Here is a 17,362-nt window from a genome sequence, read left to right on the forward strand (position 1 = left end):
GAAGCGCGCCCGCAGCGTCCGCCGGAGCGCGGCCGCGCCCTGCCGCTCGGTCGCGCCGGTCACGTCCACCGCCGGCAGATCCCACAGCCCGCCGAGCAGCCCGCTCGGCGCGCGCCGGACCAGCACGAGCGCCCCGCCCACCTCGGCGACGGCGCACGCGACCGCTGCCGCTCGCCGCGCACCCCGCCGCCGGGCCGGCGGGATCTCCGCTGCGCGGCCGGCACCGTGAGCGGCGCAGGCACTCCGCACGGGGCACCGCGCGCAGGCCGGCGCGGGCTTGCGGCACAGCGTCGCCCCGAGCTCCATCAGCGCCTGGTTGAAGTCGCCGGGCCGCTCCTCGGGGACGAGCTCGCCCGCGAGCGCCCACAGGGCGCGCTGCACCGCCGGCGCGCCCGGCTCGCCGTCGACGCAGAAGAGCCGCGCGACGACTCGCGCCACGTTCCCGTCCACCGCCGCGGCGGGCAGCGCGAACGCGATGCTCGCGACCGCGCCCGCGGTGTAGGGGCCGAACCCGGGGAGCGCCCGCAGGGCCTCGACCGAGCCCGGCAGGCCACCGTGGCGCGCCAGCGCGGTGCGCGCGGCGGCGAGGAGGTTCCGGCAGCGCGCGTAGTAGCCGAGCCCGCTCCAGAGCGCGAGCACCTCGTCCTCGTCCGCCGCGGCGAGCGCGGCGAGCGTCGGGAAGCGCGCCACGAAGCGCTCGAAGTAGGGCACCACGGTGGCCACCTGCGTCTGCTGGAGCATGACCTCCGCGAGCCAGACGCGGTACGGATCCGCGCCGTGCTGCGCGGCGCGCCACGGCAGGGCGCGGTGGCCGGCGTCGTACCAGGCGAGGAGGCGGCGGCGGAGCGCGGCGCGGCGGCCCGGCGGGACGATCACGCGGCCGAGGGTACGGCCGCCCTGCGGAGCGGGTCAAACGCGGACGCCGGCGGGCGGGCGGGCGGCGGAGTGGCCAGCTTGAACGCCGGATGCGCGGCGCGGGCGAGGTCTGGTCGGAGGTGGAGCGGGCGGGCGGTCGCTCGGCGAGGCGCCCGTGGGTTCGGGCGCTCGCGCGAGCGGGGTTCGCCGCGAAGGGCGCCGTGTACGCCGTCATCGGCGCGCTCGCCCTCCGGCTCGCGCTCGGCGAGGGCGGGCGGGCCACCGACTCGAAGGGCGCGCTCGCCACGCTCGCGCAGGCGCCGCTCGGCGGCGCGCTCGTCGCGGCGCTCGCGATCGGGCTCGTCGGCATGGCCCTCTGGTTCGAGGTCCAGGCGATCGCCGATCCGGACGGCGAGCGCCGGCGCGGCGCCTGGGCGGTCCTGTCGCGCGTGGGGCAGGCGATCGGCGGCCTCGGCTACGTCTCGCTCGCCCTGGCGGCGGTGCGCCTCGCCTCCGGCGGCCGGGCCGGTCCGAGCGGTAACGCGGCGGCGCGCAGCTGGACCGCCCGCGCGCTCGAGCTCCCCGCCGGCCGCGTCCTCGTCCTCGCGGGCGCCGCGATCGTGGTGTTCGTGGGGGCGCGACAGATCTGGACCGGCGTGCGGCGGAAGTTCCTGAAGCACCTCGACCTCGCGCGCGCCGGATCCTGGGTGCGGCGCTGGGCGGCGCCCCTCGGCACGCTCGGCTTCACGGCGCAGGGCGTGGTCTTCGTGCTCGTGGGCCTCTTCTTCGCGCAGGCGGCGCTCGAGGGGGATCCGCACGAGGCGACCGGGTTCGACGGCGCGCTCGCGACGCTCGCGCGCCAGCCGTACGGGGCCGTGCTCCTCGGGGCGGCGGCGCTCGGCCTCCTCGCCTACGCGGCGTTCGCGCTCGTCGAAGGCCGCTACCGGCGCCTCGGCGCGCGCTGACGGGTCGAGGCCCGGACGACGAGGCCCGGACCGCTGGTGCGATCCGGGCCTGGCGGCGCGGCGGGGGCGCAGCTCCCGTTCAAACTATCCGCTTCTCGATCGTCTCCCAGCTCAGGTTCTTGAAGAACGCGTCGACGTACTTCGCGCGCTCGGTCGCGAGGTAGTCGCGCATGAACGCGTGCTCCCACCCGTCCATGACGAGGACGGGCTTGAAGCCGACCGGCACGTTGTCCTGGTGCAGGTTGATCCAGTGGTTCGAGAGCCAGCCGGTGGACGGATCCTGGAAGGTCATCGCCCAGCCGACGCCGGGCATCGTCGCGATCGCGCGGAAGTCGGCGAGCCAGGTCTCGTACTTCCCGAACGAGGCCTCGAGCGCCTTGCGCAGCTTCCCGCCGGTGGGCGGCTCGGCCTGGGCGCCCGGCGCCAGGTTCTCGAAGTAGTACTCGTGGTTCACCATTCCGCTGTACTCGAACCCGAGGCGCCGGGTGAGCTCGGCGAACACCGGGTCGGCGCCGGAGGCCTTGCCGTCGTTGCAGATGCCCTGGAGCTTCTCCGTGAGCGCGTTCGTGCGCTTGACGTAGCCCTCGTAGAGCTTCAGGTGCTCCTCGATCTGCTTGTCCGAGATGCCGGTGAGCCCCCGGACCTTGGAGTAGTCGCGCGGGGTGTAACGCTTCACGTCAGCCATGTTCCCTCCGTGGGCCTGCGGGCCGTGAGCGGCCGTACGGTGCCGTTTTCGGTGAGCGGGAGGTAGCGGTGGGTTCCGGATGCGTCAAGGCGCCGAACGGGGGCCCGAACGGGATCACCATTCACGGTGAGGCAACGTCGTCACCGTGACGCCGGCCGAAGGCCCGCCCGCGAGGTCCCTCGCCTCGCGCTCCGCGACGGCGTCTCTGCGCCGCGCGGCGGCGCCTCCGTATGGAGGGACGCGTCCGGCCGGCGCGCGCTCGCGGCGCGCCGTCGCCGCCGTCCCGCGCGGCGCGCCTGGCCCCCGCGTCCCTGCGGGTGCTATAGCTCCGCCGCATGCCATCCCGGGCTCACGCCCCCGGGCGCCGCGTCCGCCGCCTCGCCCTCGCCCTCCTCGCCGTCGTCCTCGCCGCAGCCGCCGCGCTCGGTGGCCTCTGGCTCGCCACGCCCGACCCGCGCCCGCTCGCCCGCGAGAACCCGCGGACGACGGCGCTCATCGCGCAGCGGCAGGCTGAGGCGAAGGCGCGCAGACACTCGTTCCGGCCCCGGCAGGTGTGGGTCGGCCTCGATCGCGTGTCCCCGCGGCTCGTCGAGGCGGTGCTGGCCTCCGAGGACGCGAACTTCTTCGGGCACGAGGGGCTCGACTGGGAGGCGATCCGGCTCGCCGCCGAGCACGACCTCAAGGAGCGCCGGTTCGCGCGCGGAGCCTCCACCCTCACGCAGCAGCTCGCCAAGAACCTCTGGCTCGGCACCGAGAAGAGTCTCCTGCGCAAGGCGAAGGAGGCGGTGCTCGCGGCGAAGCTCGAGCACGCCCTCTCGAAGCGGCGCATCCTCGCGCTCTACCTGAACGTGGTGGAGTGGGACGACGGCGTCTTCGGCGCCGAGGCGGGGGCGCGCGCACGGTTCGGCGTCTCCGCGACGTCGCTCTCCACGGCGCAGGCCGTCGTGATGGCGTCCATCCTGCCTGCGCCGCGGCGGGTGGACCTCGCGAACCCGTCCTCCTGGCTCAAGCACCGCTCGCGGCGCCTCCTCGACCGCCTGCGCGCGGCCGGCCGCGTGACCGCCGAGGAGCACCTCCGCGCGAGCAGCGAGCTCGAGCGGATCCTCGCCGGTCCCACGCCGGCCGACGACCTCGAGGAGCCGCCGGAGGACGACGCGCCGCTCGCGCCCGCCCCGGTCGCGACGAGCGCCGAGCCGGGCGAAGGTTAAGGCGGCCTGTCGCGCCTACGGGAGCGTCAGGTCGGCGAAGAGCGCCGGGACGAACGCGCAGGCGCCCTCGTACCCGGCGAGCGGGTCGTCGTCGTAGAGGAGCGAGAAGCCCAGCGCGGCGCCGCTCCAGCACTCGCTCGCGCGGTACTGCAGCCCGGCGGACACCCACGCGGCGTCACCGCGGCCCGCCCCGGCCGCGTCCCAGCGCGAGCGGAGCGACAGGTTCCGCGGCGTGACCTCGAGCGTCTGGAGCGCGACCTGCAGGTCGCCGCCCGCCGCAGTCGCGCGGAAGGCGTACACGGCGTCGAGGCGGACCGGGTCGTCCGGATCGCGGCTGCGCGCGCCGAGCGCGGTCGCGTCCACCCGGACGGCCTCGCGCGCGTCGTACGCGACCTCGAGGCGGCCGAAGTCCTCCTGCTGCCATCCCGCGGCGTGGTCCAGCGCGGCCGCCGCGTCGAAGTCCACGGCGAACGAGCCGCTGCCGCGAGACGGGAGCGCGCCCGGGTGCGCGACGCCCGCCACGATCGGCGCGAACGCCGCGCGCGCGTCCGAGCCCCGGCGCGCGTCGAGCAGGTACGACCAGCCCGTGCCGTCCCGGCGCGCCACGAGGCGCCACACGTTCAGCCCCTCGCGATCCGTCCAGGGCCCCCAGGTGCACGAGGCGACGTCGCAGGTCGTCGGCGGCAGCGAGGCGACGGCGCGAAGCCGTCCGAGGGTCCAGGCGACGCCGGCGTTCACGGTCGTCGCCGCCCAGAAGGTCGTCCGGGCGTAGCCCGACCCGAACGTCGGAGCGGCGGCGACCACCTCAGCGGTGGTGGCCGTCGGCGAGGGGGGCGGCGCCGGGGAGGCCATCCGGATCGCCGCCTCCTCGGGGAGCGCGGTGCGGAGGCCGTCGGCGTCGGTCTGCACCGCCGCCTCGCACGCGGCGAGGAGCACTGCGGCGAGCGCGAGCGTCGTCCTCATCGTCTCCTCCTGCCGGATCCGCGGGCGCGCGGCCCCTGGCGTGGCCGAGCATGCCAGCGCGCGGAGGTGGCAGGGAAGGCGACGATGTGGGAGGGCGGCGCGAGCCCCGCCGCCCGGGTCACCAGGTCACGCGGCCTTGCGACGCGCCGCGAACCACTCGAAGGTGCGCGCGAGCCCGTCCGCGAGCTTCACCTCCGGCCGCCAGCCGATGGCCGCGGCGGCGCGCGCCGGGTCGATGCACGAGCGCTTCTGCTCCCCGAGGCGCGCCGCGGCGTGCTCGGCGGGCCGCTCGGAGCGGGCCGCCCGCGCGATGTGCGCGTAGAGCTCGTTCACGTCGGTCTCCACCCCGGTGCCGACGTTGAGCGGCCCGTCGTACCGCTTCTCCGCGGCGAGCAGGTTCGCGCGCGCGACGTCGCCGGCGAAGACGTAGTCGCGCGTCTGCCCGCCGTCCCCGAAGATCGTGCAGGGGCGGCCCTCGAGCAGGCGCCCGCAGAAGATCGCGACCACGCCCGCCTCGCCGTGGGGATCCTGGCGCGGGCCGTAGACGTTCGAGTAGCGCAGCGCGGTGAAGGGGATCCCGTAGTTCGCCCGGTAGACGCCCAGGTACAGCTCGCTCGCGGCCTTCGCCGCGCCGTAGTGGGAGACGGGCAGCTGCGGGTGGTCCTCGGGCGTGGGCACGCGCTCGGTGTCGCCGTAGGTGGCGCCGCCGGAGGAGGCGAAGAGGACGTGCTCGACGCTCTTCGCCTCGACCGCGCCCTGCATGAGGTTGAGGAGGCCGCCGATGTTGACGTCCGCGTCGAAGCGCGGGTCCGCCATCGACCGGCGGACGTCGATCTGGGCGGCGTGGTGGCAGACGACCTGCGGTCGCTCCTGCTTCAGGACCTCGAGCGCGGCCGCGCTGCGCACGTCCACCGGGTAGAAGCGCGCCGCGGCGGGCACGTGCTCGCGCTTGCCCGACGAGAGGTCGTCGAGGACCGCCACGTCCCAGCCCGACTGAAGGAACAGATCGGCGATGGTCGAACCGATGAACCCCGCCCCGCCCGTGATGAGAATCCGCTTCGCCACCTCGCCCCCCTCCCGTTCACCCGACGTTCAAACCCGCTCGCGGAACCAGGCGATCGTCCGCCGCATTCCGTCCTCGAACCCCACCCTCGGCTCCCAGCCCAGGACTTCCTTCGCGCGCGTGATGTCCGGCCGCCGCACGCGCGGGTCGTCCTCCGGGAGCGGCTCGTGCACGATGGGACAGTGGCTCCCGACGAACCGCTGCACCGCCTCGGCGAACTGCAGGACGGTCATCTCGTGCGGGTTCCCGATGTTCACGGGATCCTGGAAGCGCGCGTGCAGGAGCCGCCAGATCCCTTCCACGTTGTCGTCCACGTAGCAGAAGCTCCGGGTCTGGGTGCCCTCGCCGAACACGGTGATGGGCTGCCCGCGGAGCGCCTGCGCCACGAAGGTGGGCACGATCCGCCCGTCGTCCAACCGCATGCGAGGGCCGTAGGTGTTGAAGATGCGGGCGATGCGGACGTCCACCTTCTCGTAGCGACGGTAGGCGACGGTGATCGCCTCGGCGAAGCGCTTGGCCTCGTCGTAGACCGCGCGCGGGCCGATGGGGTTCACGTTTCCCCAGTACGACTCGCGCTGCGGGTGCTCGAGGGGATCGCCGTACACCTCGGACGTCGAGGAGAGCACGAAGACGGCGCCCGCCCGCTTCGCGAGCCGCAGCGCGTTCTCGACGCCGTGCGAGCCGACGTGCAGCGTCTCGAAGGGGTGCTTCAGGTAGTCGATCGGGGAGGCGGGAGAGGCGAAGTCCAGGACGGCGTCGACGCGCCCGGTGATCGCGTCGAGGGGCTGACAGATGTCGCCCTCGACGAAGTCGAAGCGAGGCTCGCGGGAGAGGTGCTCGAGGTTGCGCCGCGTGCCGGTGATGAAGTTGTCCATCCCGGTGACGCGCCAGCCCTCCGCGAGGAGGCGGTCGGTGAGATGGCTGCCGATGAACCCTGCCGCCCCGAGGACGACTGCGCGCTTTTCGCTCATTCGTGGGGCAATCTACTTCTTGGCGCCGAGGTCATCGAGCGTCAGCTGGCCGGGGAGCGCCTGGCGGTACTTCTCGAGCACCAGATCGATGCCCTGCCGGATGTACTCGGCGACGGGCACGCGCGTGCGCTCGTGCAGGAGCTTGAGGCGCTCGTTCTGCTCGGGCGTGATGTAGACGGTCGTCGAGATCTTTTTCCGGGCCATGGCGGCTCCGGCGAACCTATGTGACCATCGGTATAGTGTCAAATAACGCCATGCGTGAGCTCCCTCCCCTCCTCGCCGCCCTGGCGGGGCTCGCCTGCAGCGCTGCTCACCCGCCGGCGACCTCCGCCGCCCCGCCTGCTGCGGCGAGCCGCCGCCCCTTCACCTCCGAGCCCGCGGGATCTCCGTCGGGGACGCCGGAGGACCAGGACGGCGATGGCCGCCCCGACACCTGGGTGACGCGCGGCCCGGACGGCGCCCCCTCGCGGCTCGCCTACGACCTCGACCGCGACGGGACGCCCGACGTGGTGCTCGTGCTCGAGGGCGGCGCGCTCGTGCGGGAGGAGCTCGCGTATCCCGTCGGCGGCGTCCCCGCGACCTGGAGCGTGTTCGAGCAGGGCGAGCTCGTCCGCAAGGAGCGGGACACCGACGGCGACGGACGGCCCGACCTCTGGGAGCGCCATGCGCACGGCGTGCTCGAGCGCGTGGAGGTCGACACGGACCGCGACGGGACGCCGGAGCGGACGGAGCGCGCCGGCGCGGCGCAGGCGGATCAGAAGTAGAAGCTCGCGCAGAGCGCCAGCTCGGGACGCCAGCCCTCCCCGGGGACGCGCCGGAGACCCGCCCTCGCCCCGAGTGCGAGGTCCCGGTGCGCGAACCACTCGAGCCCGGCCCCTGCCGCGGCGGAGAGCCCGCTCGCTCCCGCCGGGTCCCATCCGGCGTGGCTCCACCCCAGCTCGAGCTGGAGCAGCGGCCGGAGCGCGTCGGCGCCCGGCGACCAGCGCAGCCCGGCGGTGCCCTCGACGCGGCGGACCGTCCCGCGGCCGGAGGGCTCCGGGGCGGACCCGAAGCCGAGGCGCGCGACGGCCTCGAACGGCCCGTCGAGCCACGCGGTCGCCGCGATCGCGACGGGGAGCGAGACGCGAGCTGCGCCGCCGGCCGGCCACGAAAGCCCGGATTCCACGGAGATGGAGCGGTTCGAGAGCTGGGCGGCCGCGGGGGACGCCGCGGCGAGGGCCGCGAGGACGGTGAGTCGCAGGAAGGGGCGCATGCGGCACGCGCGCAGCAAGAAGCGGGCGCATGCCCGCTCTCCACGTCCCCCTCGCCTTCCGTTCGATGCTCGCGGCCCTCCCGCTCGTCGCCTGCGCCGGCCGCGCGACCGTGCACCCCCGCGCCGCCGAGGAGGTCCGCCGCGGCTACGCCTACCTGGAGGCGGCGGACCCCGAGCGCGCCGGCGTCGCCTTCGCGCACGCCCTCGAGTTCGATCCGCAGTTCCCGGAGGCGCTGAACGGGCTCGGCATCGTCGCCCGGCGCGAGGGCGATCTCGACGCGGCGAGGCGCCGGTTCGAGCGGGCGGTGCGCCTCGCGCCGGACTTCGCCGAAGGCCACGCGAACCTCGGGGAGACGCTGCTCGCCGCCTCGCGCGCAGAGCCCGCGCTGGCGGAGCTGCGCGCCGCGCTCCGCATCGACCCCGACCTCGCCGACGCGCGGCAGAACCTCGCCCGGGCGCTGCTCCGCCGCGGGCTGGACGCGCCGGATCGCCCGGCACGCTGGGCGGAGGCGCGGCGCGAGTACCTGCACCTCCTCGAGGCGGACCCCGCCCGCGCCGCCGCGCACCACGACCTCGCGTTCATGGACTACTCGGACGGGCGCTACGCGCGCGCGGAGGCGGGATACCGGCGCGCCGCGGAGCTCGAGCCCCGCTCGCGCGAGGCGCTCCACGGCCTCTGCATCTCGCTCGTGAGGCTCGGCCGCTGCGCCGAGGCGGCGCGCGCCTGCGAGCGCTGCCTCGAGGTCGCGCCGGGCGCCGACGCCTGCCGCACCAGCCTGCGCGGCGCGCACGCGTGCGAGTAGGCGGCGCCCTCGCCCGGGTCGCGCGCCTCGACGAGTGCTTCGCCGCGAGGACGAGACGACGCGCCGCGGGGAAGCCCCGCGGCGCGCCGGATGCCGAACCGCGTCGTCGCTACGCCTTCGCGACGAGCTTCTTGCCGTGATCGAAGCCGCGCTGGAACGCCTTCATGTTCAGCTCGACGGTGGCGGGGGGGACGGAGTCCTTCACCGCCTCCCGGGCCGCCTCCTCGCTCACGATGCCCGTCACGGCGGTGAAGAACCCCACCATGACGATGTTCATCACCATCTTCCGGCCGAGCTCCTCGGCGATGCGCGTCGCCGGGACGGCGAACACCTTCACCGTGCTCGGCAGCCCGGTGGGCTTCACGAGCTCCTCCTCGATGAGGAGCGTCCCGTCCGGCCGGAGCTCGGGCGAGAACTTCGCGAACGCGTCCTGCGACATCGCCACCATGAGGTGCGGCTTCTGCACGTACGGGTAGAGGATCGGCTCGCTGTCGACGACCACCTGCGCGCTGCAGGCAGAGCCGCGCGCCTCGGGGCCGAAGGCCTGCGTGAGGCACGAGTGCTTGCTGTCGAACAGCGCCGCCGCCTTGCCGATGATGATGCCACCCAGGATGACGCCCTGGCCGCCCAGCCCGCCGATCTTGATCTCCGTGGGACCCATTTTCAGTGTTCTCCTCTGGGCGTTTACGCCTGCGACTTCGCGGCGCCGGGCGAGACGTACGGCACGTACTTCGCGCCGAGCGCCTCCTTGTACCGCTGATCCATCGCGTCCTCGAGCGTCGCCCGCTCGCGGTCGACGAACTTGCCGACCGTGATCTCCTTGCGGTAGTCGAGCGCGACCTCGCGCGTGTCGACGCCGTTACGGATGACGCTCTTCTCCTTGTAGAACTTCATCTCGTCGAGCCCCTCGCCGAGCTTGTTGCGGCGGAGGTACAGCGTGGGGCACGGCGCGGCGATCTCGATGAAGCGGAAGCCGCGCTTGTTGATGGCCTCGGCCATCGACTTCGCGAGCTGCTTCACGTGGTAGGCCGTCCAGCGGGCGACGTAGACCGCGCCGCAGGAGTCGGCGAGCATCGGCATGTTGAACGTCTGCTCGAACGCGCCGTACGGCGTGGTCGAGGCGATGGCCGGGCGGAACGTGGTCGGCGTCACCTGGCCGCCCGTCATGCCGTACGTGAAGTTGTTCACCATCACGACGAGCAGGTCGGCGTTGCGGCGCGCCGCGTGGATGAAGTGGTTGCCGCCGATGGCGGACAGGTCGCCGTCACCGGAGTAGACGACCACCTTCAGGTCCGGGCGGGCGAGCTGAAGGCCCGTCGCGAACGGGATGGCGCGGCCGTGCGTCGTGTGGAACGAGTCGACGTTCAGGTAGCCGGCCACGCGGCCGGTGCAGCCGATGCCCGAGACCACCGCCAGGTTGTCGAGCGGGATCTTGGACTCGTCGAGCGCGCGCGCGAAGCAGTTCACCGTCGTGCCGATGCCGCAGCCCGGGCACCAGATCGACGGCATGCGCTCCATGCGCAGGTACTTGTTGACGGGGTTCTCCTTGACCGGCGCGCTCATCGAACGGCTCCCACAATGGCGTTGGTGATGACCTGCGGATCGTGAACGGTGCCGCCGACGTGCGGGACCGGGACGACCTTGGTCCGGCCCTCGACGATGCGCTGCACCTCGAGCACCATCTGGCCCAGGTTCAGCTCGGGGACGACGAACGCCTTCACCTTCTTCGAGAGCTGGAGGATCTCCTTCTCGGGGAAGGGCCAGGCGGTGATGAGCCGGAAGGAGCCGACCTTCACGCCCTGGGCGCGCGCCTGCTGGATCGCGCGCTCGGCGATGCGCGAGGTGATGCCGTAGGAGACGACCACCACCTCGGCGTCGTCGAGGTCCTTCGCCTCGTACTTCACGATCTTGTCGGCGTTGAGGACGATCTTGTTCCAGAGCCGCATCTGCATCTTCTCGTGCTCGGGGACCGTCATCTTCGGGTAGCCGCGCTCGTCGTGCGTGAGGCCCGTGACGTGGATGCGGTAGCCGTCGCCCGGCTTCACCATCTCGGGGACGAGGCTGCCCTCGGCAGGCGCGAAGAGCTTGAACTCGCCGGGCGGCTTCTTCGTCCAGCGGCGCTCGGTGACCTTGATCTCCGCGTCCTCGGGGATGACCACCTTCTCGGTCATGTGCCCCACCACCTCGTCGAGCATCACGAGGACCGGGACGCGGAACTCCTCGGCCATGTTGAACGCGTCCACGGTGAGGTCGAAACACTCCTGCGGCGAGTTCGGGCAGAGCGCGATGAGGCGGTAGTCGCCGTGCGAGCCGAACCGCGCCTGCATCATGTCGCCCTGCGCGGGCTGCGTCGGGAGGCCCGTCGACGGGCCGGCGCGCTGCACGTTGAAGAACACGCACGGCGTCTCGGTGATCGCGGCGAGGCCGATGTGCTCCATCATGAGCGAGAAGCCGGGGCCCGAGGTGACGGTGCAGGCCTTCGCGCCGCCCCAGGCGCCGCCGAGCAGCGCGATCGACGCGGCGAGCTCGTCCTCGAACTGGAGGAAGCGGCCGCCGACGAACGGGAAGCGCTGCGCGAGCCGCTCGACCACCTCGGTCGAGGGCGTGATGGGGTAGCCGGCGGCGAAGCGGCAGCCGGCGGCGATGGCGCCCTCGCTGCAGGCGTGGTCGCCGTCCAGGTAGTGGCTGCCGGTGAGGGTTCCGGAAGAGTTCGCGTTTGACATTCGTGGCTCCTAGGCGGCGGCCGAGTCGAGCTTCTCGCGGTAGCCGTAGATCGAGAAGTCGGGGCAGAAGAGGCCGCACATGTCGCAGCCGTTGCAGAGCTCCGGCTTCGCGAGGAAGGGCGGGTGGTAGCCCTTCGCGTTGTAGCCCTTCTCCAGGTCGAGGGCGTGCAGCGGACAGAACTCGACGCAGAACCCGCAGCCCTTGCAGTTCTCGCGGTTCACGACCACCACGCCTTTGAACTTCTTGTCCTTCTTCGCCGCCGGTGACGCTGCTGTCGTCATATCGCTCCTCTGGAGCGTCCGGGCCGGCATGGTCCGGTCACGCTGGGAGAGTGCCGGGCTCAGTACTACGTCGCCCCACGCGGGCGCCTGGACGCAGGTCAATCGAGAAGAGATTTCCCCGCGAATCGATTGCGCATTTCATCGACCCATTTGCTCGACGTTTGATCGACCGCGCGCCTCCACGATTCGACGCGGGCCGGCCCGGGGTCGCGCGAATCCGCGCAGAGGCGCGAAAAGACGAAGGCCCTCCCCCGGATGAGGGGAAGGGCCTTCGAGGTCGCGACGCGGCGGTCGGGCTACCCGATGGTCCAGGTGTCGCTGCCGGCGAGCAGCTTCTCGAGCGACGCGTCGGGCTTCTTCGCCTTGGCGCCGTCGATGATCTGCCAGGTCAGCTCCTCGCAGGTCGGCATGCGCACGTTGCGGAACACGCCGATCGGCGTGGGGAACCCGGGCTTCATCGAGAGGTTCGCGAGCATGAACGCGATGGTCGGATCCTCCCGCGTCGCGTCATGCACGAGGATGTCCTTCTCGGTCACGCCGCCCTCGCCGATCGTCACCACCTCGAGCTCGGCGCTCTGCGGGTTGAAGCGAATGCCCTTCTTGTTGTCCTTGCCGAACACGAGCGGCTTGCCCTGCTCCATCCGCAGGAGCGCGTCCGCCTTCACCGCCTTGTCGGTGAGGAACTCGTAGGCGCCGTCGTTGAACACCGGGCAGTTCTGGAAGACCTCCACGAGCGTGCTGCCCTTGTGCTCTGCCGCCGCCTTGAGGACGCCGCCCATGTGCGCGCCCTCGACGTCGATGGTGCGCGCGACGAACGTGGCGCCGGCGCCGAGCGCGAGCGCCGGCGGGTTGAACGGGTAGTCGGGCGAGCCGTGCGGCGTCGTCTTGGTCTTCTTGCCGAGCTCGGAGGTCGGCGAGACCTGGCCCTTCGTGAGCCCGTAGATGCGGTTGTTGAACAGCAGCATCTTGAGGTCGAGGTTCCGCCGCATCGCGTGGATGAAGTGGTTGCCGCCGATGGCGAGCGCGTCGCCGTCGCCGGTCACGATCCACACCTGCAGCTCGGGCCGGGAGACCTTGAGGCCCGAGGCGAAGGACGGCGCGCGGCCGTGCAGCGTGTGCATCCCGTAGTTGTTCATGTAGTACGGGAAGCGGGACGAGCAGCCGATGCCGGAGATGAAGACGATGTTCTCGCGCTTCACCCCGACGGCCGGCAGCGCGCGCTGCACCTGGTTGATGATCGAGTAGTCGCCGCAGCCGGGGCACCAGCGCGGATCGACGCCGGACTCGAAGTCCTTCTTCGTGTAGGTCGGGAGGGCGGTATTCACGTTCTGTCCATTCGTGCTCATGGTGATAGTCCTTTCCGGCTCTCTCAGAGGACCTCGAGGACCTTGCCCACGAGCTCGCCGATCTTGATGGGCTTGCCGTTGATGCGGTTGAACTGCAGCGGATCGACCCCCGGGAACTTGCCGCGCAGGTAGAAGGCGAGCTGCCCGTCGTTCACCTCGGGCACGAACACCTTCTTGAAGCGCCTCAGCACCTCGCCGAGGTTCTTCGGGAGCGGGTTCAGCCAGCGCAGGTGCACGTGGCTCACGGCCTTGCCGCGCGCCTGCAGCTCCTCGGCGGCGCCGCGGACCGCGCCGAACGTGCCGCCCCAGGAGACGAGCAGGAGGTCCCCGCTCGCCGCGCCGAACGTCTCGACGTCAGGGACGTCCTCCACCACGTTGCGGATCTTCTGCGCGCGCGTCTTCACCATGCGCTCGTGGTTCATGCCGTCGTACGACACCATGCCCGAGAGCGAGTCCTTCTCGAGGCCGCCGACGCGGTGCTCGAGGCCCGGCGTGCCCGGGACCGCCCAGGGCCGCACGAGCTTGTCGTCGCGCAGGTACGGCATGTACTGCGCGCCGTCCGCGTAGTTCGGGACGGTCTGGTACTTCACCTGCAGCTTGGGCAGCTCGTCGAGGCTCGGGACCTTGAACGGCTCCGAGCCGTTGCCGAGGTAGCCGTCGGTGAGGAGGAGCACCGGCGTCATCCACTTCGTGGCGATCTTCATCGCCTCGATCGCCGACCAGAAGCAGTCCGCCGGGCTCTGCGCCGCGAGGACCGGCATGGGCGCCTCGCCGTGGCGGCCGAAGAGCGCCATGAGCAGGTCCGCCTGCTCGGTCTTCGTCGGCATGCCCGTCGACGGACCGCCGCGCTGCACGTTCACGATGACGAGCGGCAGCTCGGTGATGACCGCGAGGCCCATCATCTCGGTCTTGAGCGCGAGGCCCGGGCCGGAGGTGGAGGTGCAGGCGAGCGCGCCGCCGAAGGCGGCGCCGATGGCGGAGCCGATGCCCGCGATCTCGTCCTCGGCCTGGTACGTCACCACCCCGTGCTCCTTGAAGTATGACATCTCCTGGAGGATCTCGGTGGCGGGCGTGATGGGGTAGCTGCCGAGGAACACCTGCCGGCCGGTGAGCCGCGCGACCGTGGCGAAGCCGAGCGCCGTGGCGAAGTTGCCGGTCACGTTGCGGTACGTGCCCGCGGCGAGCTTCGAGGCCGGCACCTGATACCGCTGGTAGAACACCTCGGACGTCTCGCCGTAGGCGTGGCCCGCCTTGAAGACGGCGGCGTTCGCCGAGGCGAACTCCGGCTTCTTCGCGAACTTCCGCTGGATCGCCTCGAGCTGCGGCTCGATCGGCCGGCTGTAGAGCCAGTACATGAGGCCGAGCGCGAAGTAGTTCTTGCAGCGCGCGACCTCCTTCGACGACAGCCCCGAGCCCGCGAGCGCGGTCTCGGTGAGCTTGTTCATGTCGACGGGGACGAGCTTGTACGTCTGCGTGAGCGCGGCGTCCTCGAGCGGGTTCGTCTTGTAGCCGGCTTTCTCGAGGTTGCCCGCCGTGAACGCGCCGGCGTTCACGAGCAGCATGCCGCCCGGCTTCAGATCGGCGAGGTTCGTCTTGAGCGCCGCCGGGTTCATCGCGACCAGCACGTCGGGCGCGTCGCCGGGGGTGTGGATCTCCCGGGCGCCGAAGTTCACCTGGTAGCCCGACACGCCGTAGAGCGAGCCGGCGGGCGCGCGGATCTCCGCGGGGTAGTCCGGGAACGTCGCGAGGTCGTTGCCGGCCAGCGCGCTCGCCCGCGTGAACTCAGTGCCGGTGAGCTGCATGCCGTCGCCGGAGTCGCCGACGAAGCGGATGGTGACGGCCTCGACCTGCTCGACCGTGTGCTTTCCCGCGGAAACTTGCGTGGACATGTGTCCTTTCGTCCTTTCAGAGAGTGCGCGCGAAGCGAAGGCCCGGCGGTAGGCGCCGGGCCGGCCTTGACTTCATGCCGGATTGGGCCGGGGAAGTCAAACCTAACCCCCTGAAATGACGCGAGGATTGTGGACCGTCCTTGTCCCCAATCAATCTGATCAGAAGATCGGATCCGCGCGTCCGAGGGCCCCTCAGCCCGGGAACATCTTCCCCGGGTTGAGGATTCCGAGCGGATCGAAGACCGCCTTGAGGCGGCGCTGGAGGGCGACGAGCTCCCTGCCCTGCTCGTACTCGAGGAAGTCGCGCTTCGCGAGGCCGACGCCGTGCTCGCCGGTGATGGTGCCGCCGAGATCCACCGCCGCGCGGAGGATCTCCCCGACCGCGAGATCGACCCGCGGGCGCTCCTCCGCCCGATCGAAGAGCACGTTGCAGTGGAGGTTGCCGTCGCCGGCGTGCCCGTACGTCGCGACGACGAGGCCGTGCCGGGCCCCGATCGCCTTGGCGCGCTCCACCATCGCCGGGATCTTGGAGCGCGGGACGGCGACGTCCTCCGAGAGCTTCATCGGGTGGAGCGTCTTGAGGTTGACCGACAGGTAGCGGCGCGTCTCCCACACCTCGCGGCGCTGCGCCTCGTTCTGCGCGACGATCACCTCGCCCGCCGCGTCCCCCTGCACGATCTCGGCGACCCGGACGATCTCCGCGAACACGCTCTCCTCGTCGTTGCCGTCGGTCTCGACGAGGAGCGCCGCCCCCGCCCCCGCGGGGAACCGGAACGGCGAGGTCTTGCCCGCGGCGGCGAGCGAGACGTCGTCGAGGAGCTCGAGGCAGCGCGGGATCACCCCGCCCGCGAGCACGCGGGAGACGGCGCGCGCCGCGCTCGCGACCGAGTCGAACACCACGAGCGCGGTCGAGACGTGGCGCGGGCGCGGCAGGAGCTTCACCATGACCTCGGTGACGATCGCGAGCGTCCCCTCGCTCCCGACGAGCAGGCCGGTCAGGTCGTAGCCGGCGACGCCCTTGATGCTCCGGTGGCCGACCTTCAGGATCTCGCCGGTGGGGACGACCGCGGTGAGCCCGAGGACGTACTCTCGGGTCACGCCGTACTTGAGCGCGCGCGGCCCGCCCGCGTTCTCGGCGACGTTGCCGCCGATGGTGCACAGCTCGAGCGAGTTCGGATCCGGGGGGTAGAAGAGCCCGTGCTCCTCGACCGCCGCCTGGAGCTGGCCCGTCACGACGCCGGGCTCGACGCGGGCCACGAGGTCCTCGGGCGAGATCTCGAGGATCCGGTTCATCCGGTCGAGCGACACCGCGATCCCGCGCTGCACCGCCAGCACGCCGCCCGACTTGCCGCTGCGCGCCGCCACCGGCACGACCGGCACGCGGTGCGCGCTCGCGATCCGGAAGACCTCCCGGATCTCCTCGGCGGACTCGACGAGCACCGCGACGTCGGGCGGGTAGGCCCCGAGGTCGGACTCGTCTCGCCCGTACGCCTCGAGGCGCTCGGGGTCGCGCGTGAGGCGCTCGGCGGGGAAGGCGCGGGCGAGGTCCGCCAGCGCCGCGGCGACGGGCGCGGTCATCCGAACACCTCCAGGTTCGCGGCCGTGATCGCCGCCGGCGCGTCGAGCGCCGCGAATACCACGACCCGCGCGACGTCCTCGGGGCTCAGGACCGGCGCGAACGGCGTCGCCTTCAGCATCTCGGTGTCGGTGCTGCCCGGCGACACGGCGACGCACTGCACACCGTGCGGGCGGAGCTCCTCGGCGAGGCACTTCGTGAGCCCCACGAGCCCCCACTTCGACGCGTTGTAGGCGCTCGCCGCCGCGGTGCCGAGGGTGGCGGAGATCGAGCAGACGTTCACGATCCTGCCGCGCCGCCGCGCCTTCATCCCGGGGATCACGGCGCGGGCGCAGAGGAACGCGCCGGTGAGGTTCACCTCGAGCACCTCGCGGAACGCGGCCGGGGTGAGATCCTCGGCGAGCCCGCGCGCGAGCACGCCGGCGTTGTTCACGAGCAGCTCGACCGGGCCGAGGGCCCGCTCGTGCGACGCGAGGAGGCGGGCCACGTCCTCCTCGCGCGAGACGTCCCCCGCCACGGCGAGGGCCGCGCCGCCCTCCGCCACGAGCGCCTCCACCTGACCTGCCGTCCGGGCGAAGACCGTGACGGCGACCCCGCGGGCCGTGAGCGCCCGCGCGATCGCCGCGCCGATGCCCCGCCCGCCGCCCGTGACGATGGCGGTCCTCGCGGTCACCGCCTCGCCCTCCGCGCCCCGCGGGCCGGCGCACCGGCGCGCCCGGCGAGCGCGAGGAAGCGCCGCCGCGCCGCGCCGTCCCGCGCGAGCGCCCCCACCCAGGCGTCC

General features: G+C 72.5%; 19 protein-coding genes. 4 read left to right on the plus strand and 15 right to left on the minus strand.

What is annotated here, in order from left to right:
* Positions 1–876, minus strand: an 876-nt coding sequence (gene mutY, locus MNZ29_RS20120) for an A/G-specific adenine glycosylase (protein WP_242356479.1), incomplete at its 3' end; no start/stop codon positions are given.
* Positions 877–965: 89 nt separating this feature from the next.
* Here mutY and MNZ29_RS20125 point away from each other — a divergent pair.
* On the plus strand, positions 966–1,820 hold the full coding sequence (locus MNZ29_RS20125) for a DUF1206 domain-containing protein (RefSeq protein ID WP_242340013.1): 855 nt from the start codon (positions 966–968) through the stop codon (positions 1,818–1,820).
* Between the two features lie 79 nt (positions 1,821–1,899).
* On the opposite strand, the gene MNZ29_RS20130 is transcribed toward MNZ29_RS20125, so the two are convergent.
* Positions 1,900–2,505 carry a Fe-Mn family superoxide dismutase gene (locus MNZ29_RS20130; RefSeq protein ID WP_242356481.1) on the minus strand — a complete coding sequence of 202 codons (606 nt, stop codon included), beginning with the start codon at positions 2,503–2,505 and terminating at the stop codon, positions 1,900–1,902.
* A 335-nt stretch (positions 2,506–2,840) separates the two neighbouring features.
* Here MNZ29_RS20130 and mtgA point away from each other — a divergent pair, with 335 nt between their 5' ends.
* On the plus strand, positions 2,841–3,713 hold the full coding sequence (gene mtgA, locus MNZ29_RS20135) for a monofunctional biosynthetic peptidoglycan transglycosylase (protein WP_242356482.1): 873 nt from the start codon (positions 2,841–2,843) through the stop codon (positions 3,711–3,713).
* A 15-nt stretch (positions 3,714–3,728) separates the two neighbouring features.
* Here mtgA and MNZ29_RS20140 read toward each other — a convergent pair whose 3' ends face one another.
* From MNZ29_RS20140 to MNZ29_RS20155, 4 genes are all read right to left on the minus strand, one after another.
* Positions 3,729–4,676 (minus strand): hypothetical protein, encoded by a 948-nt coding sequence (locus MNZ29_RS20140; RefSeq protein ID WP_242356484.1) that lies wholly within the window; start codon positions 4,674–4,676, stop codon positions 3,729–3,731.
* Positions 4,677–4,802: 126 nt separating this feature from the next.
* Complete coding sequence (locus MNZ29_RS20145; RefSeq protein ID WP_242356486.1) at positions 4,803–5,741, minus strand: NAD-dependent epimerase/dehydratase family protein; 939 nt, start codon at positions 5,739–5,741, stop codon at positions 4,803–4,805.
* A 27-nt stretch (positions 5,742–5,768) separates the two neighbouring features.
* A complete protein-coding gene (locus tag MNZ29_RS20150; RefSeq protein ID WP_242356488.1) occupies positions 5,769–6,710 on the minus strand; it encodes a UDP-glucuronic acid decarboxylase family protein in 942 nt (313 codons plus the stop codon).
* 12 nt (positions 6,711–6,722) lie between these two features.
* A complete protein-coding gene (locus MNZ29_RS20155) occupies positions 6,723–6,914 on the minus strand; it encodes a ribbon-helix-helix domain-containing protein (protein ID WP_242340019.1) in 192 nt (63 codons plus the stop codon).
* 50 nt (positions 6,915–6,964) lie between these two features.
* Between MNZ29_RS20155 and MNZ29_RS20160 the strand changes: the two genes are divergently transcribed.
* Entirely contained in the window at positions 6,965–7,474 is a 510-nt protein-coding gene (locus MNZ29_RS20160) for a hypothetical protein (protein WP_242356490.1), read from the plus strand.
* Here MNZ29_RS20160 and MNZ29_RS20165 read toward each other — a convergent pair.
* Entirely contained in the window at positions 7,465–7,962 is a 498-nt protein-coding gene (locus MNZ29_RS20165) for a hypothetical protein (protein WP_242356491.1), read from the minus strand. The two genes, MNZ29_RS20160 and MNZ29_RS20165, sit on opposite strands and share 10 nt — an antisense overlap.
* Positions 7,963–7,991: 29 nt before the next feature.
* Between MNZ29_RS20165 and MNZ29_RS20170 the strand changes: the two genes are divergently transcribed.
* Positions 7,992–8,765 carry a tetratricopeptide repeat protein gene (locus MNZ29_RS20170; RefSeq protein WP_242356492.1) on the plus strand — a complete coding sequence of 258 codons (774 nt, stop codon included), beginning with the start codon at positions 7,992–7,994 and terminating at the stop codon, positions 8,763–8,765.
* 109 nt (positions 8,766–8,874) lie between these two features.
* Here MNZ29_RS20170 and MNZ29_RS20175 read toward each other — a convergent pair whose 3' ends face one another.
* The 8 genes from MNZ29_RS20175 to MNZ29_RS20210 all read right to left on the minus strand — a co-directional run bounded on the left by MNZ29_RS20175 (position 8,875) and on the right by MNZ29_RS20210 (position 17,254).
* Entirely contained in the window at positions 8,875–9,426 is a 552-nt protein-coding gene (locus MNZ29_RS20175; RefSeq protein ID WP_242340023.1) for a 2-oxoacid:acceptor oxidoreductase family protein, read from the minus strand.
* A gap of 23 nt (positions 9,427–9,449) precedes the next feature.
* Entirely contained in the window at positions 9,450–10,328 is an 879-nt protein-coding gene (locus MNZ29_RS20180) for a 2-oxoacid:ferredoxin oxidoreductase subunit beta (RefSeq protein ID WP_242340024.1), read from the minus strand.
* Complete coding sequence (locus MNZ29_RS20185) at positions 10,325–11,488, minus strand: 2-oxoacid:acceptor oxidoreductase subunit alpha (RefSeq protein ID WP_242340025.1); 1,164 nt, start codon at positions 11,486–11,488, stop codon at positions 10,325–10,327. Before MNZ29_RS20185 ends, MNZ29_RS20180 begins: the two co-directional genes overlap by 4 nt.
* A gap of 9 nt (positions 11,489–11,497) precedes the next feature.
* Positions 11,498–11,770: a ferredoxin family protein gene (locus MNZ29_RS20190; RefSeq protein WP_242340026.1), complete on the minus strand. Its 273-nt coding sequence runs from the start codon at positions 11,768–11,770 to the stop codon at positions 11,498–11,500.
* A gap of 296 nt (positions 11,771–12,066) precedes the next feature.
* The gene (locus MNZ29_RS20195) at positions 12,067–13,116 is read right to left on the minus strand and encodes a 2-oxoacid:ferredoxin oxidoreductase subunit beta (protein WP_242356495.1); all 1,050 of its coding nucleotides are present in this window, start codon (positions 13,114–13,116) and stop codon (positions 12,067–12,069) included.
* Between the two features lie 23 nt (positions 13,117–13,139).
* On the minus strand, positions 13,140–15,005 hold the full coding sequence (locus MNZ29_RS20200) for a 2-oxoacid:acceptor oxidoreductase subunit alpha (protein WP_242340028.1): 1,866 nt from the start codon (positions 15,003–15,005) through the stop codon (positions 13,140–13,142).
* A 192-nt stretch (positions 15,006–15,197) separates the two neighbouring features.
* Entirely contained in the window at positions 15,198–16,583 is a 1,386-nt protein-coding gene (locus MNZ29_RS20205) for an FAD-binding oxidoreductase (RefSeq protein WP_242340029.1), read from the minus strand.
* Positions 16,580–17,254, minus strand: a complete 675-nt coding sequence (locus MNZ29_RS20210; protein WP_242340030.1) for an SDR family NAD(P)-dependent oxidoreductase — start codon at positions 17,252–17,254, stop codon at positions 16,580–16,582. The genes MNZ29_RS20205 and MNZ29_RS20210 overlap by 4 nt, the downstream gene beginning before the upstream one ends.
* Between the last annotated feature and the right edge of the window lie 108 nt (positions 17,255–17,362).

Source organism: Anaeromyxobacter sp. SG64, assembly GCF_022690745.1.
Classification (GTDB): Bacteria; Myxococcota; Myxococcia; order Myxococcales; family Anaeromyxobacteraceae; genus Anaeromyxobacter; species Anaeromyxobacter soli.